11 protein-coding genes and 2 pseudogenes are annotated in these 15,214 nt (G+C 63.0%); 4 read left to right on the forward strand and 9 right to left on the reverse strand.

Going from position 1 to position 15,214, the window contains the following annotated elements; translation table 11 throughout:
* Positions 1-122: 122 nt before the first annotated feature.
* The 5 genes and pseudogenes from QMZ26_RS05190 to QMZ26_RS05210 form a co-directional block, all read right to left on the reverse strand.
* Complete coding sequence (locus QMZ26_RS05190; RefSeq protein WP_283220779.1) at positions 123-578, reverse strand: hypothetical protein; 456 nt, start codon at positions 576-578, stop codon at positions 123-125.
* 53 nt (positions 579-631) lie between these two features.
* Positions 632-912: pseudogene (locus tag QMZ26_RS05195) on the reverse strand (IS5/IS1182 family transposase); the annotation flags it as partial.
* A 42-nt stretch (positions 913-954) separates the two neighbouring features.
* The gene (locus QMZ26_RS05200; protein WP_283220780.1) at positions 955-1,188 is read right to left on the reverse strand and encodes a hypothetical protein; all 234 of its coding nucleotides are present in this window, start codon (positions 1,186-1,188) and stop codon (positions 955-957) included.
* An 84-nt stretch (positions 1,189-1,272) separates the two neighbouring features.
* Entirely contained in the window at positions 1,273-3,147 is a 1,875-nt protein-coding gene (locus QMZ26_RS05205; RefSeq protein WP_283220781.1) for a S8 family serine peptidase, read from the reverse strand.
* 62 nt (positions 3,148-3,209) lie between these two features.
* Complete coding sequence (locus QMZ26_RS05210; RefSeq protein ID WP_283220782.1) at positions 3,210-6,902, reverse strand: ESPR-type extended signal peptide-containing protein; 3,693 nt, start codon at positions 6,900-6,902, stop codon at positions 3,210-3,212.
* A 203-nt stretch (positions 6,903-7,105) separates the two neighbouring features.
* On the opposite strand from QMZ26_RS05210, the gene QMZ26_RS05215 reads away from it, so the two are divergent.
* Complete coding sequence (locus QMZ26_RS05215) at positions 7,106-8,458, forward strand: ATP-binding protein (protein WP_283220783.1); 1,353 nt, start codon at positions 7,106-7,108, stop codon at positions 8,456-8,458.
* On the opposite strand, the gene QMZ26_RS05220 is transcribed toward QMZ26_RS05215, so the two are convergent.
* Both QMZ26_RS05220 and QMZ26_RS05225 read right to left on the reverse strand, forming a co-directional pair.
* Positions 8,430-9,122, reverse strand: a complete 693-nt coding sequence (locus QMZ26_RS05220; protein ID WP_283220784.1) for a response regulator transcription factor — start codon at positions 9,120-9,122, stop codon at positions 8,430-8,432. The two genes, QMZ26_RS05215 and QMZ26_RS05220, sit on opposite strands and share 29 nt — an antisense overlap.
* A gap of 319 nt (positions 9,123-9,441) precedes the next feature.
* Positions 9,442-9,701, reverse strand: a pseudogene (locus tag QMZ26_RS05225) (winged helix-turn-helix transcriptional regulator).
* Positions 9,702-9,947: 246 nt separating this feature from the next.
* Between QMZ26_RS05225 and QMZ26_RS05230 the strand changes: the two are divergent.
* Entirely contained in the window at positions 9,948-10,394 is a 447-nt protein-coding gene (locus QMZ26_RS05230) for a DUF805 domain-containing protein (RefSeq protein WP_283220785.1), read from the forward strand.
* Here QMZ26_RS05230 and QMZ26_RS05235 read toward each other — a convergent pair.
* Positions 10,342-10,749: a hypothetical protein gene (locus QMZ26_RS05235; RefSeq protein WP_283220786.1), complete on the reverse strand. Its 408-nt coding sequence runs from the start codon at positions 10,747-10,749 to the stop codon at positions 10,342-10,344. The genes QMZ26_RS05230 and QMZ26_RS05235 overlap by 53 nt on opposite strands.
* Before the next feature lie 630 nt (positions 10,750-11,379).
* Between QMZ26_RS05235 and QMZ26_RS05240 the strand changes: the two genes are divergently transcribed.
* A complete protein-coding gene (locus QMZ26_RS05240) occupies positions 11,380-12,576 on the forward strand; it encodes a PAAR domain-containing protein (RefSeq protein ID WP_283220787.1) in 1,197 nt (398 codons plus the stop codon).
* Positions 12,577-13,717: 1,141 nt separating this feature from the next.
* On the opposite strand, the gene QMZ26_RS05245 is transcribed toward QMZ26_RS05240, so the two are convergent.
* The gene (locus QMZ26_RS05245) at positions 13,718-14,065 is read right to left on the reverse strand and encodes a helix-turn-helix domain-containing protein (RefSeq protein WP_108746931.1); all 348 of its coding nucleotides are present in this window, start codon (positions 14,063-14,065) and stop codon (positions 13,718-13,720) included.
* 101 nt (positions 14,066-14,166) lie between these two features.
* Between QMZ26_RS05245 and QMZ26_RS05250 the strand changes: the two genes are divergently transcribed.
* Entirely contained in the window at positions 14,167-15,156 is a 990-nt protein-coding gene (locus QMZ26_RS05250) for an MDR family oxidoreductase (protein ID WP_283220788.1), read from the forward strand.
* Positions 15,157-15,214 lie beyond the last annotated feature (58 nt).

Here is a 15,214-nt window from a genome sequence, read left to right on the forward strand (position 1 = left end):
GCGGATTCGCCCTCACATCGCTCTGGCAGGTGCCCACCGTGGTGGGCACGATTCCGACACCGCGCGCGCAAGCCGAAGCGCCCACCAAGGTGGGCATCTACCGGCCCTGCAGCGCTGATGAATCAGCGCACCTTGTACAACACCGCCGCACCCGGCCGCGGTTCAAACGCCGGCACCGTCTGCTGGGTCAGCGCGGTGCCCTTGGCATCCCACACCAGCGTCTCCACCGGGTACTCATCCTTGCGGGTCATCTGGTCGATCTTCGCCACCACCACCGTCGTCGCCGCCGGCACTTCCGGGTTCCAGCCAAACACCCCCACGCGGCCATGGAACACCGCCGGGGCAGCGGCATCAAGGCGGCGGTCCGGGCACATCACCAGGCCGCGGTCGAGCATCACCCGCAGCGCACCCACCGGCACCTTCTTCACGGTCGGCGTAGTGCGTTCAGTGCTGTGGCCGGGGCAGACATTGGCGGCGCGGGTGACCATGTCTTCAGCCACCTGGCGGTCTGACTGGGCGAAGGCCAGCGCTGGGGCCAGGCAAAGGCAGAACAGGACAAGCGGGGACTTCCGGATCATTGCAGAGTTCCTGCAGTGGATACCCAGCGAACTTAGCAATGGCTCGACGCAAAGTTGCAAAGACTGTGTGAGGCCACGGTCAAGAGCGTGCTGCAAGCGCTGCACGCTTGTCTCTGGCGAGCCGCGACAACCTGATTCTTTGAGCACCCGCTCCAGCAGGCTCACTCCTTCATCGTCTGGTTCGCTCCACCTGGCAATGCAGGAATGCACCGTGCGCCACTTCGGGAAGTCGCTGGACAGCAGGTACTGCACACCACACTTCATACAGATCCACGATCCGCGGTTTCGTACGCTTGCGCGCCTGCTCCAGAATGGGACGGATCTGCACGCGCATCCGCAGGGTTTTCACTACCCGCGAAAAATCGTGAACAGCTTCCTAGTCCAGGCGAACAATCCGTAAACGGCCTGTGTCACGGTCATGCGCGACTTCAAACCAACGCGAAGCGAGCGCCAGTTGACGGCAGCGCCACGCCAGCAGTTCCTCATCCCAGTTGCACTCACGAATCCCGCTCCGAGCCATGAATTGGGACAGCTCCATTTCAATTTCGGAGAAGCCGCTTTCTCCGGCCCTCCATGCGTTGCTTTCCAGCAACCAGTCAAAATTGCTCATACGTGGCGCTCTTGTTACCTGACGACAGCGAAGCGAAAAAGGGGAGGCGGCAGCCTCCCCCTTCCCGTTCCCTTGACTGGCAAATTACTGGCGGGCGACCAAGGTCAGCCCCGAGAAGTTGCCTGTCATTCGGATGTAGTAGGTGCCCGCCTTTGGTGAAGCAATGCGGATGGTTTCGGTGTTCGTCGCCCGGGTGGAGCTGGCGTCGAAGTCCGAAGAGGTAGGCACCCGTCCGGCTGCGACGTAGAGCGATGCGTTCCCGCTTCCACTCAACGTCATCACCGTAAGCGGCTTGCCTGCCACAGCAGTGAACCGGTAGGTCACATCTCCGCTTGCACTGGTGAGATTCCGCAGCTCCACCTTGTTGGACAGGTCAACCGCTGGCGGGGTGCAATCCTCCGTCTTCGGATCACAGGGCTCGGCCGTGGCGGCTGTCACCAGCGCATTGGCATCAAGAATACCAACGCCGATGGGAGTGCTGGCCGGGATTGCGGCGGGGAATGGACGTGCAGTGCGCTTGAGCAGGTCACGCATCTCATTCCACTTCAACGGCACCGGCGCCACGCTCTGCACCAAGGCAGCCGCTGCGGCCACATGCGGCGAAGCCATCGACGTTCCGGTGTATCCACCGACCGAGAACTGGTCGGTGGGCTGGGTGGCCCCTGCGTTGATGACCTGGAAGATGAAGCCTTGCGGATCGCCGTCCACAGATCCACCACCACCAGGCGCAGCAAGATCGACGCGACTGCCCCAACTGGAGTAGCTCGCCTTGCCACCGGTCACCCGCGAGGCGCCAACGCTGATCACCCCATCGCAGGACGACATGGTGTAGGTGCCGGCATCGGCGTTGGAATTGCCTGCAGCCACGACCACGACCACGCCCATGGCATTGACCTGGTTGATCGCGTCTTGATAGATCTGCGGGCAGGCCTGCGGTGCCGAGCTGCCCAGACTCATGTTGATGACCTCTGCCGGGTTGGGGTTCACCGGCAAGCCTTCGACAGTCGCCCCCGCCGCCCAGAGGATACCGTCAGAAATGTCGCTGCCGTAACCACCACAGGACCCCAGCACTCGAACCGGGAGGACCTTGGCACCATGGGCCAGACCCGCCAGGCCCGCACCGTTGTTGGTCTGCTGCGCGATCGTGCCCGATACGTGAGTTCCATGCCAGGAGCTTGCCCGCCCGACGTGGGGAGGCGCCCCCATCTGGGTGCAGTAGCTTTCCTCTACCCAGTCGCCCATGTCCCAGCCACCGGCCACGCGTTCGTCTGTGTCGCGCCGGGAAACCAGGTGATCAGAAATCATGTCGTAGCCGGGAAGGACGTTGGCGGCCAGATCCGGCGTGTTCTGGACGACGCCGGTGTCAACGACGGCCACGACCACACCTTGGCCCGTGGACTTGTCCCATGCCTGCTCGGCACGGACACCACCGGTGGCGTCGTGGAAGTTCCACTGCATCGTGCCGTATTGCGGGTCGTTGGGAACAAGCCGCGGCTGGACCGCCCTCGTGCCCACGTCCAGGGGCTGATAGAGCTGGTCGACCTGGACCGTGGAGACGCCGGGCTCTGCCGCCAGCTCCCTGACAAAGTTCGCCGTCTCGGAAGCAGTCAGCTTTCGGGACGTCTTCACCACATACCAGCCTGGCGATGCCATGGAGCGCAGCACTTGAGCCGAAGCGGCCGGACGTGCAGGCGAGCTGGAGGTGGCAGCGATACCCACTGAAATGCCCGCCCGCCGCGACGAACTGCTCAACGAACTGCTCAAAGCCGCACGCCCTTGGCTGGACCTGGACGTCATCTTGACGATGAAGCGCTGACCGGCGCTGGCCTGCCCGGCCGTGGCCGGCGTGGTTGCCTCACGCTTGACCACCTTTGTCGTGTCCAAGCGGGGAGCTGCATTGACGCCGGTGGCAAGCAGAAGCGAAGCGATGGCCGCAGCCAGTGGTTTGTTGATCAACATTCTGGAAGTCTCCTGGAGATGGAATGGCGCTCTCGATGAGCGCCCTGTTTTCAAGGGAAAAGCTACAGGTCAATACCAAAGCCGATACCAGCGGACGACTCATCGCCGCTGAATGCTCCGCCCAGGCTGAACGACGCACGTTCGCCAATCTTCTTCGCATAGCCGATGGAGAGAGCTCGCTCACCGCTCTGGAAGCCGGCACCCACCGCGATCCTTCCCCGCTCGCTTTGCGTGCCTGCGGCGTTGGTTGCCATGTTGAGCATCGCCGCGCTCATCGCGCCTTGCTTGTCCATGCGGCGGTCCACAGAACTCAATCGACGGTCCACAGCGCTTTTATAGGCTGCAAAATCATCATCCATAGCGGCAAAACGCGTATCGGTGTAGCTTTTTGCCTCGGCAATTCCACGGTTGACCTGGCCCACGTTTGCAGCATCGGTATCCGTGGTGCCCGCTGCCACATTGGTGATCTGCCGCTCCCCGCCAACGGTTCCGACCGACACCGTATTTGCACGGTCGGCCACCGCACCTTGGCCGAGGGCTACCGCGCCCTCCGCCGTGACCGTAGCGCCCTGCCCCAGGGCGGTCCCAGACGCTGCTGCCACGTTCGAGCCCTCGCCGACGGCCACGGCATTGGTCGCCGCAGCTGCGATCCGTGCGTTTGCGCCCACTGCGGTGCTGCCGTCCGCTTCCACACGTGCGCCGCCGCCAATGGCCGTATCGTTCGGCCCGTGGGCGTATGCATCACCACCCAACGCGATGCCGTTCTCGGAATTGGCCACCGCGCCCGAACCCACGGCGACCGCATTGGTGCCACTGCCCGACTGAGCCGGCTTGTCTCCACCAACTGCGACCGGGTTGTCGCCACCATCGCCCCCTTCCGATCCATCGGACGGGCCCTTGAGGGCGCTCAGCTGCAGGTCGATCGCAGAGAAAGTGTCCGCAAGCCCATTGAAGCGGGTGCCCTGGATGGTGTAGGACGGCATGCTGATCGATCCATAGGGGGACAACGCAGAGCCACCGCCGAAGATTTCAACCGTAGACTGCATGGCCATATAGAGCTGCGACCCGTTGATTGCCTGGGTGCTGCTTGCCGCCACCAGCCCAGACCTCACGTTGGACAGGGTTGTACCTGAACCACCAGCCAGCGTCAGCGACTGCCGATCATCGTCGTCATACACCACAGCGTTGGCGCTCAGGTCCCCCAGGCTGGCAGCCACCGAATCGAGCTGCGCCTTGTTCACCGCATCGGTCGCCGCTGAACCAGCGGCCACATGGGTGATCTGCCGCTCGCTGCCAGCCGCACCGACCGAAACGGTGTTGCTTCTATCGGCGTACGATCCCGCACCGAGGGCAACCGCATTGTTGACCGCCGTGGGTTGACCGTCGACAAAGGTCAGGTCACCCACCTTCGCACCCGCGCCAAGGGCAATGGATTCACTGCCGAAAACTTCGGCCCCGGTGCCCATGGCGATGCTGTTCTGGAACAGAACCGGCGTCTCAGCCCAGAAGTTGCCATTCCAGACCATCGATTCGCCGATCGAGATGCTGCCCTTGCCACCTGCCCACGAGCCCCCACCGAGTGCCGTGGAATTCTCACCCAGGGCGTAGGCAACCTGCCCTATGGCCGTGCTCCCCTCTGCTCCCGCCGTTGCGTTGCTGCCCAGTGCCACCGTCCAGTCGGCCTGCGCCCGGGCTCCTGAGCCGATGGCATTGGAAAACTCGCCGCCCGCCTGGGCCCGGTCACCCACGGCCAGCGCGTCATACTGGGTCGCTGCCGCACGATACCCGACGGCCACCGAGCGGATGGCAGATGCCTCCGACAGGGCGCCGACCGCCAAGGCAGACGTGTCGGTCGCCTGGGCCCCCGCACCAACCGCGGTGGCCAGGCGGCCGCTTGCCACGGTGTGCTTGAGCTGCATGCCAATCCCCGTCTCACCGATCTGATCTTCCAGATCATCGGCGATGCCGCCCAGCGCCACGCTGGATTTACCACTGCTGGTCGCGCCCGCACCGGAGGCAGACGAGAAATCCCCTTCTGCCTGTGCACCCGCACCCACAGCCGTGGATGCAAGGCCGGACGCACTGGTCTGCTGGAACAGGACAGCGCCGTTTGCTGGGTTGTCAATGGAGTAGTCCACGTCCAGGATGCCGCCGACAGCCGTAGCGGAAGTCTGCGTGGCGATCGCCTCCTGGCCGACTGCGCTGGCATGTTCGGCGTACGCCACGCTGCCAGCGCCCAACGCCGTGGTCCCGTTGCCTACCGCCGATGCCGCCTCGCCAGAGGCGGTAGCATCGGAACCATCAGCATAGGCCCCTGCATCGCTGTGGTCGCTGCCGGTGGCCTGGAACCAGCGGGAGGCGCCCGATACCGCCGCATCCAGCTGGGCTTTGTTCACCGCATCGGTAGCTTCCGTGCCTGCCGCGACATTGGCGATCTGGCGCTCCTGCCCTGCAGCACCCACCGACACGGTATTGGAACGATCGGCGATTGAATTGGCACCCAGGGCGACCGCGTTGTCGACGATGAGCGTACTTCCATCGACGAAGTCCGCGTTGCCGACTTTTGCCCCTGCCCCCAGCGCAATCGACTCGCTTCCATACACGTCGGCACCGGTGCCCACGGCAATGCTGTTCTTGAAGAGAACCGCTTCATCCCCCCAGAAGTCTCCGCGCCACGTCATGGCGCCGCCGATGGCAATGCTTCCGCTTCCCGCTGCCCACGAGCCAGTGCCGACGGCCGTGCTGCTCTCTTCCAGGGCCATCGATCCCTGCCCTAGCGCCATTGCGCCGACTGCTCCGGCCGTACTGTTGCTGCCCAAGGCGACGGTTCGGTCAAACTGCGCTCTCGCTCCTGAACCAATCGCGTTGGAGAACTCTCCCGTGGCCTGCGCCCGATCGCCTACAGCCAGGGCATCGTATTGGCTTGCCACCGACCGGTAGCCGACCGCCACGGAGCGGATCGCCGTGGCTTGGGACAAGGCACCCAGCGCAGTGGCCGAGGTATCCATTGCCTGTGCACCCGCCCCCAGTGCGGTGGACAGCCTGCCCGTTGCCTGGGTTGCCTTCAATTGCATGCCCTCGAAGCTGGAGCCGATCTGGTCCTCGAGATCATCGGCGATGCCGCCTACAGCTACGCTGGACTTCCCTGCACCCACCGCGCCTGCTCCGGATGCCGTCGCGAAGTCCCCGCTTGCCTGGGCTCCTGCGCCGGTCGCGGTGGAGGCGAGGCCGGTGGCGGCGGTCTGCTGCTTCAGTACCGCTCCATTGCCAGGGTTGGCAATGCTGTAATCCACGTCCAGAAGGCCGCCCAAGGCGGTCGCGGAGTCACCGGTCGCCAGAGCCTCCTGGCCGACTGCGGTCGCGCGGTTCGCATAGGCGACGCTGCCGGCTCCCAGTGCCGTTGCCCCCGTCCCGATGGCCGAGGCGGCCTCGCCTGCTGCCACGGTGTCCTCTCCATCTGCGTAAGCACCGGCGGAGCTGTTCGCCCCACCTGCCGCAGCAAAGAACTGCACCTCCTCATCAGCCTCCGGCTCCGCTTCCGTGACCACCTGGCCTGAAGGATCGGACAGCACCTGGGTTCCCAACGCCACCGTGATGTCCGATGCCAGAACGGACATCGGAGCCAGCAGCAGCCCGGCGATGAGGCCAGCGGAGCGCAGACGGCGTGATCCGCGGCCGGCGCGTGTGGCCAGTTCAGATGCCACCACCATGTGCCCCAGAGTGGCATTCCATACGGTACGGTATATCCGATTCATTGCTGATCGTCCTCGATTGGGAGTGCGTCGCCACGGCTGGGCGGAACCGTCATGCCGTGGATGGATGGTTGTCTTCCGCCCGTCACTGTTGTCAGCTAGGGCCCCCTTGCTGAGGTCGACCGTAGGGGCGGAGGATGGGGGTTGTCGACTGCACTTCCTCTCCGAAATATCATCAAGTTCTCACGCGCAGGGCCTCTCCTCCCATGATCAGCACGTTCCTTTCCTGGCTGGACAAGGCACCCTTGGCCGACCCCGTCGATCGCCGCAACGCGCGGGTAGTCCAAGGCTTGATGTTGTTCATGGGCATTACGATCCCAGCCATGGTGTGCTTCGCGATCGCCATCGCCTGGCCGTACCTGTCGCAGGCCGAAACGCATTGGGCAACCTACGCGTCGCTGGGAATGAGCCTTTCCATCGGGGCCGTGGCATGGACGGGCCTTTGGTTGATACGTCGAGGTGCCTTCAGGCTCTCCGTGCAGCTCCTGGTCGGAATCCTGTTGGCAGTGTCGATCATCAACCTGGGAGTAAACGGATTGCAGCGCCAGATCGCGGACCAACTGGCGCAGATGCTGGTGCTGCTGCTCAGCGGCCTCATCCTCGGACGACGCCCGCTGTGGATCACCTTGGCAATCCTTGTGGCAGGCACCCTTCTGGGCGCAACGCGCGATGCACTGGGCCCGCTCTCTGACGCTCCCGAGCGGGCGTTCTTCAATCTACCCCCGCTGGTTTTCACCTACCTGCTGGTTTCGATTCTCATTGACCGAACTACCCAGGCGCTCCGGGAAACGTTACGAGAGTCGAACAACCGTGGGCACCGCCTGGCCGAAGAGATGCAGCAGCGTGAGAAAGCGCACTCCCAGCTCATCCATGCACAGAAGAAGGAAATTACTGAACGACTGGCCAGCGGCATGGCCCACGATTTCAACAACATCTTCGCCGTCATCATTGGGTTTGCCAATCACTGCCGCGAAGATGAGGGCGACAGCATCACCGAGCGCGTTCGCCAACTGGAAAACGGCATGAACGCCGTAGAAGAATCCGCCCGCCGAGGCATGGCGGTCAGCCGTCGACTTCTCCGGTTCAACCGTAGAGACAATGACAACCCCGAACCGTTCGACGCGTGGGAGTCCATTCAAGCCCTGGAGCAGATGCTGCGACAGCTTCTTGGGCCCGGAACGCAGTTGATTCTGAAGGGCTCGCGTGAGCCGGCGACCGTTCTGATGGACAGGAGCCAGTTCGAACTGATGCTCCTCAACATCGCCTCCAATGCAGCCGATGCCATGGGTTCAACCGGTCGCTTTTCAATACAGACCAGCAGCACCGGACACTGGGTTCATATCTCACTGGAAGACAGCGGTTCTGGCATGCCTACAGAGGTCGCAGCACGTGTCTTTGAGCCGTTCTTCAGCACAAAGCCTGCAGACAGCGGCACGGGGCTGGGCATGGCAGTCGTCCATGAACTGGTCACCAAAGCCGGGGGCACCATCACCGTGCAGAGCACGCCGGACATCGGGACCGTGTTCTCCATCAATCTCCCGAGGTGCGACCAAGGCTGAGGATGTAGCCTCTGCCATGCACCGATGCCAGAGGAAGCTCCAACCCGCAGCGTTTTCGCACTTTCGCGCGCAACCGGTGAATCATCGCATCCAACCGGTGCGCGTCGAAGTCCTCCGAGCGTCCTGCAACAGCCAAGGCAAGCTCTTCGCGCGGCACGAGGTTGTCAGCCTGTGCGAACAGCGTGTCGCAAAGCCTGCGCTCGCTCCCGCTCAGGGCTACTGCAGCTCCATTGGGCCCAGTGAGGCCCCACCCATCCGGCGTCAAGGACCAGCGAGCGGCCGGTAGCACTTGCGGCGCGTTTACAAGTCGCCGGACCAGGCTGTGCAAGGCGGCAGCCAGCAGATCAATCTCAATGGGCTTGGAAAAGAAAGAATCGGCGCCCTCAGACAAGCCTCTTACCTTGTCGTCCACGGCGGCCCGGCTGGTAAGCATGATGATGCCCAGCCCCGGATGGGTCTCCCTTAATTGCCGGGCCACGCTGTAGCCGTCCCCGTCCGGCAGCCCGACATCGAGAATCAGCAACCGTGGCGCAAAAGCCACAACGTCATCCTGAAACTGCCGGATGGACTCGTAGCCGCGTGCGTCGAATCCGTACCGCCGTAGCCCCGGCACGATGATCAGGTCCCGCAACGCGGCCTCGTCTTCGAGCACCGCCACCCTCATGACCGCCTCTCCTCATATGTCGGCCTCCATGCTACCCGATGTGTGAACGGGTATTGATGGACGAGCACGTCCAGATCCTGCGCCCCCCCCTGACCAGTGCATACCCTATGGATCCGGACCCCGCCCTGCCCCGCCGCTTCAGGTGGGCGCGTAACGTAGGTTCAAAACCTGCTTTCACCTACATCAATCCGCCGATGGCCTCGTACCAGAGCCTGTCGTGGTGACCTGCGGGGACGTGGCCCCATCCTCGCTACCCCCTCATGAGAGGAGCGCAGCCATATGAACCATTGCAGCAGGAATCTCACCAGGCTCCCAACCTTCAACTGTCCCCGCGCGTACCCTGGTACCCGCGATAGGTTTCACCCCACTCGCGCATTGCCAGCAGCACCGGCACCAGCGAACGCCCGAATTTGGAACGTTCGTATTCCACCTTCGGCGGCACTTCCGGGTACACATGGCCGATCAGCACGCCGTCCGCCTCCAGTTCACGCAGCTGACTGGTCAGCATCGATTGCGTGGCGTTGCAATAACTTCATGAAGTTCAAGGCTCTGCTTTCCAGCAAGACCAATGATGACCATTGGGGAGCGGTAAAACACGGGAATGCTTTGCGTCTCACAGGTCCGGTTGACTCCGGTACTGGACATCCAGAGCTCAATGGTGATTGTTCAGGACATCCGGAGCGATTCAGGATGCGCTCAAGGGCCGGCTGCTAACACAGCAGCCAGGAACTGCCGGTGGCGCCCTCGCCCACCGCAGCAACGGAATGCCCCGCCCATGCCATGGCGCGGACACCTGATTGCCCCATTGGATTGAGCCGACCACCGATGCTTCCCCCGTTTGAGCCGCTCAGGCGTTACTTCGATTTCTCCGGCCGCTGTGACCGCACGGAGTTCTGGTCGTACCTGCTGTTCGTACTCGCGGTGTTCGGCGCATGCCATGCCCTGATCGAGCTGCCCCATGGGGAGAACGCCTACAGACTGGCTGCCGCCGGCTGGTTGCTGGGCATGGCGGCAGCCGTGTTGCTGTTCATCCCGACCCTGGCCGCGATCGTGCGCCGGCTGCACGATATCGACGAGTCAGGCTGGTACGCGGTGATCGTTTTCGTACCGTTGGGCGTGTTCGTCCTGTTCCCGGTAATGCTGCTGCCGGGAACCGGCGAGGACAATCGATTCGGCCCGGAACGCACCGCGCAGACGCGTTCGCTGCCCGGGCTGAGCCTCAAGGCACCAGGCAGCGCTCCACCTGCAACGACAACACCTGGCAGGCGTTGAACAGGCCCTCCACCACGGCGGCCGAAGGGTAGCCATCCGGGGTCTCGCTCTCCCGCGCCACATGCGCCGCGTGCAGCACGGCAGTCAGCGCGGTAATGCCCGAGGCGCTGCGGGTGGCCAGGGCCATCTCAAAGGCGCGCCCGGGGCTGAGGCGGGTTTCGGTCCAGGGTTCACCATCGGCACGCAGATTCGCGCCATGGTCCTTCAAGTGGGCAAGGAATGTGGAAGGTACGGCGCGCTCGGCAGAGTCGCAGAGGGCATCCTCGAGCTTTTCTGCAAGGGTATTGGGAAGATCGCGCAGGGCCGCGCCGAGCAGCGCGTGCAGGCGGGGATAATCGGGAAGACGGTCAGGCATGACGGCAACCTCACGGTGTGGCCACCTGCAGATGCAAGGTGGCGGACGGTGCGGGTTGGCGTGCCGGATACGTAGTACGAAAGCCGGCGGGTCCTGAGACCCCCACACACCGTCCGCCATGGACTGGCAGAAGGTGCATTGTCGTGACTGCAGGTTCGACCGCAACCACGACGCCGTGTACTACGTAAGTTCGGGACGCCAATCCCGGCCAGGGCGAATGCCTTGGCGAGGCGATGATTGACGTACTCGTTCGTAGATGAAAAGTAGGGAAATGCCGCGTTCGCGTGCAGTCACGGCACTTGCGTCATGTGGTGGCGAGTTATCCATCAAACGCGCCCGATGGGGCGGCAACGTTCGCCTGTAGATGGCATGCCGCCGTGCATGCAGGAATGCCGAACGCGACACACCCGACTCACCTTTCCCTAGAAGCCGCTCACGTCGGAACAGATCAGGTGTCGCAATCGATCCTTGAACACCCTGCGGATCCGGCATCAGAGAGCAGGCCTGCGCCTCCAGAGAATCCGCAATCGCCCGTTGCAGTGCGGTTCCAGCGGGAATGTCGCAAAAGACACTCGAATCCATTCCGAATTGCATCGGATTCTCCCGGCCGATCAGCAATGGAAGCGATTCATGGCACGGAACTGGATTGTGATGGGAGACCCGACCTCCAGCGGAGGGCGTGTAATCACCGCGTCGAACCGAACCGACATCGAGGGCATGGGCGTTGCACGCGTGGGTGACAAGGCCACGTGCCCGCAGATGCACAAAGGGGTGTTCTCGATTGTTGAAGGCGACAGCACGATCATCATCGATGGCCAGCCCGTTGCGCTGGACGGATGCGCGCTCGCGTGTGGCTGCAGGGTGATGTCCAGCCAGCAACTCCGGGTGTATGTATCCAATACGGCCACCACGGGCGGAACTGCCAGCCGCAACTCAGCCAGTACGCAGCCTGCTGCAACGCCGCTGGACAGCGGCCGCCACCTTCAGTTCGACCAGGCCATCCGTTTCACCGGCTCACAGGGCATGCCGTTGCGTGAGCTTCCCTACACGCTCCACCTGTCGGACGGCCAGACCTTCTCCGGCATCACCAGCGCGCTGGGCGAGACCTCACGTGTATCAACCCGGGAAAGCGTGGCAGTGGTGCGCGCGGAGTTGCGCCCACCCAGTACCACGAGCGGCTGTTGCGAACGCACCCTGCTGGCCGGGATCGATGATGCAGAGATTTTTGAAGTGGATGGTGTAATTACTACCTCGGACACCTTGGGAACGTCGATCGTACCGGTGCAGGTGCCAAGCCATGAACGCCGCTTGACACAAGGCGAGATCGAGATGGCACAGCTGGTATTCGGCGATGCGATTGACTACAGCCTGGTGAGGATTCACAACCATGGCTACTGGATGCTGCTTGGGATGCAACCGGAGGACACGGTGGTTGCGCCCAATGGCGAGATCTATTTTCCAAAAGGTCTCTATCTTGATGATTATTTCTCTGGCGAACTTCGAGATCAGCACCTTTTCATCCATGAAATGACCCATGTCTGGCAGTATCAGCTTGGCTACAACGTGAAGCTGGTGCGTGGACCGCGGCCGAACATGAGCTACGACTACGTGCTCGATGACGTGCGCCTGCTCCACGACTACAACATGGAAGCGCAAGGCGACATCATCGCAGACTATTTCCTCGTCGCCTTCCGTGATTCACAAAGCTTGATGAGCAACAAAATGTATCGCACCACATTCGGCATCCATGCCCAGTTGAAACGCGTCCTCTCACAATTCCTCGGCTCCACGGCCGGCAAGCGCAACCTCCCGAGAACGACCCGATGATCAAACAGTCATGGCCCCTTTGGGCGATGCTGCTGCTACCCCTCGTGGCAAGCTGCTCACCACCGCCCGGGCGCTACCAGAAGGCCACGGTCAGCACGTCTGACGGCAGGCTGTGTTTTGGTGTTCCTGACACGCGGGAGACTCGATCCGCGCCCCCTGAGATCGCTGTCATCGGAGTGAGCGCTGCTGGGCAAGGACTCTACCCGCAGTGGGAGCGGGTCTTCATGGACGAGCACATTCCCGAACCTGCGCTCCCACCTGACCAGTGCATACCCTACGGGTCCGGCCCCACACCTGCCCCGCCGCTGCAGGTGGGCGCGTACTACCAGGTGGTCCTTTCTGGGTATACGCCAGACAACCTGGACAATGGAACTGTGGGAAAGATGCGTGTGTTCAAAGCATGCTTCCACCTCCGTCAATCCGCCGATGGCCGCGAGTTGAACCCTGTCGTGGTGACCTGCGGGGAGGTGCCGCCATCCTCGCTGCCCCCTTCATAAGCGGCGGACCAGTGGCTCGGGTGGCGCAGTGAGCGGCCCGGTCCTGCGGAAGGTCCGCCTGGCGACACGTACACCTTCCAAAGACGACACGATGACCAGACAAGCATGGCCGCTCTGGGCGGTACTGCTACCCCTCGTGGCCAGCTGCTCACCACCGCCCGGGCGCTACCAGAAAGCCACAATCAGCACGTCTGACGGCAGGCTGTGCTTTGGTGTTCCTGACACGCGCGGGAATCGATCCGAGCCGCCTGAGATTGCTTCCATCGGAGTGAGCGCTGCTGGGCAGGGTCTTTACCCGATGTGGGAACGGGTCTTCATGGACGAGCATGTTCCCGAACCTGCGCTCCCACCTGACCAGTGCATGCCCTATGGGTCCGGACCCCATCCTGCCCCGCCGCTTCAGGTGGGCGCGTACTACCAGGTGGTCCTCTCCGGATATACGCCAGACAACCCAGACAATGGGGCTCTGGGAAAGAAACGCGTGTTCAAAGCCTGCTTTCACCTACATCAATCCGTCGATGATCGCGAATTGAAGCCTATCGTGGTGACCTGCGGGGACGTGCCCCCATCCTCGCTACCTCCCTGATGAGAGGAGCGCAGCCATATAGACCGTTGCAGCAGGAACCTCACCAGGCTCCCAACCTTCAACTGTCCCCACGCGTACTCTGGTAACCGCGATAAGTTTCGCCCCACTCGCGCATCGCCAGCAGCACCGGCACCAGCGAACGCCCGAATTCGGAAAGTTCGTATTCCACCTTCGGCGGCACTTCCGGGTACACATGGCGGATCAGCACGCCGTCCGCCTCCAGTTCCCGCAACTGGCTGGTCAGCATCGATTGCGTGGCGTTGGGCACCAGGCGCGTCAGTTCCATGAAGCGCCGCTTGCGCTTCATCAGGTGAAACAGGATGACCGGTTTCCACACCCCGCCCATCACCGAGAGGGTGACTTCCACGGCGCACCCGCTCTTCCCGTCCCAACGCTTGCTACGCATACATACTCCGGAAAACCATAGTACCTACGAAAAATCATCGTTCTTGTTGCGATCACGGTGCGAGCCTAGCATGGGGCCATCCACTGAACGTGAGGCGCTTCATGAAGTTCAAGGCTCTCCTTTCCAGCAAGACCAACGACCGTGTTTCCACCGAACTGGTGGATTTTGACGAAGCCGACCTGATGGACGGCGATGTCCTGGTGCAGGTTGATTATTCGACCCTCAACTACAAGGACGCGCTGGCGCTGACCAACGAGCGCCCGGTCATCCAGAAATTCCCGCTCATTCCCGGCATCGACCTGTCCGGCGTGGTGCTGGAATCCAGCAATGCCGGTTTCAAGGCCGGTGATCGCGTGGTGCTCAATGGCTGGGATCTGAGCATGGGCCACCACGGCGGCCTGGCCCAGCGCGCCCGCGTGCGGGGTGAGTGGCTGAACAAGATTCCCGGCAACCTGACCACCCGCGATGCCATGGCCATCGGCACCGCCGGCTATACCGCCATGCTGTGCGTGCTGGCACTGGAAGACGCGGGCGTGACCCCCGAAAAGGGCGATGTGCTGGTAACCGGCGCCAATGGCGGCGTGGGCTCGATTGCCGTGGCCATTCTTTCCAAGCTGGGCTACCGCGTCGTGGCCGCCACCGGCCGCCCCGAACATGCCGAATACCTGCACAGCCTGGGCGCGGCGGAGATCATCGATCGCGCGGAGCTTTCCGAGCCACGCAAAAAGCCGATCAGCGCCGAGCGCTGGGCCGGCGTGGTGGACGTGGCCGGCGGCCCGACCCTGGTCAACGCGCTTGCCGAAACCAAGTACCGCGGCGCCGTAGCGGCCTGCGGCCTGGCACAGAGCGATGCGCTGCATGGCTCGGTGCTGCCTTTCATCCTGCGCAACGTCACCTTGGCCGGCGTGGATTCGGTGAACGCCCCGCAGGACGTGCGCCAGCGTGCATGGGATCGCCTGGCCACCGACCTGGACCCGCAGAAGCTTGAGAGCACGGTGCAGCAGATCGGCCTTGCCGAGGTGCTGGACGTGTACGAGCAGATCATCCCGGGCAAGGTGCGCGGGCGGATCGTGGTCGACGTGAACGCCTGACGCCTGTTACGCCAGCGGTGGTGCAACGCCATCGCTGGCTGCTGGCCCGCCAGTCCAG

This window comes from Stenotrophomonas sp. PFBMAA-4, assembly GCF_030053215.1.
In the GTDB taxonomy this organism is placed as follows: domain Bacteria; phylum Pseudomonadota; class Gammaproteobacteria; order Xanthomonadales; family Xanthomonadaceae; genus Stenotrophomonas.

Excerpts from the sequence above, each read along its gene's own strand:
- QMZ26_RS05245 (WP_108746931.1), bottom strand. The coding sequence starts at position 14,065 with ATGCGTAGCAAGCGTTGGGACGGGAAGAGCGGGTGCGCCGTGGAAGTC.
- QMZ26_RS05240 (WP_283220787.1), top strand. The coding sequence starts at position 11,380 with ATGGCACGGAACTGGATTGTGATGGGAGACCCGACCTCCAGCGGAGGG.
- QMZ26_RS05200 (WP_283220780.1), bottom strand. The coding sequence starts at position 1,188 with ATGAGCAATTTTGACTGGTTGCTGGAAAGCAACGCATGGAGGGCCGGA.
- QMZ26_RS05220 (WP_283220784.1), bottom strand. The coding sequence starts at position 9,122 with ATGAGGGTGGCGGTGCTCGAAGACGAGGCCGCGTTGCGGGACCTGATC.
- QMZ26_RS05250 (WP_283220788.1), top strand. The coding sequence starts at position 14,167 with ATGAAGTTCAAGGCTCTCCTTTCCAGCAAGACCAACGACCGTGTTTCC.
- QMZ26_RS05190 (WP_283220779.1), bottom strand. The coding sequence starts at position 578 with ATGATCCGGAAGTCCCCGCTTGTCCTGTTCTGCCTTTGCCTGGCCCCA.
- QMZ26_RS05235 (WP_283220786.1), bottom strand. The coding sequence starts at position 10,749 with ATGCCTGACCGTCTTCCCGATTATCCCCGCCTGCACGCGCTGCTCGGC.
- QMZ26_RS05215 (WP_283220783.1), top strand. The coding sequence starts at position 7,106 with ATGATCAGCACGTTCCTTTCCTGGCTGGACAAGGCACCCTTGGCCGAC.
- QMZ26_RS05205 (WP_283220781.1), bottom strand. The coding sequence starts at position 3,147 with ATGTTGATCAACAAACCACTGGCTGCGGCCATCGCTTCGCTTCTGCTT.
- QMZ26_RS05210 (WP_283220782.1), bottom strand. The coding sequence starts at position 6,902 with ATGAATCGGATATACCGTACCGTATGGAATGCCACTCTGGGGCACATG.
- QMZ26_RS05230 (WP_283220785.1), top strand. The coding sequence starts at position 9,948 with ATGCTTCCCCCGTTTGAGCCGCTCAGGCGTTACTTCGATTTCTCCGGC.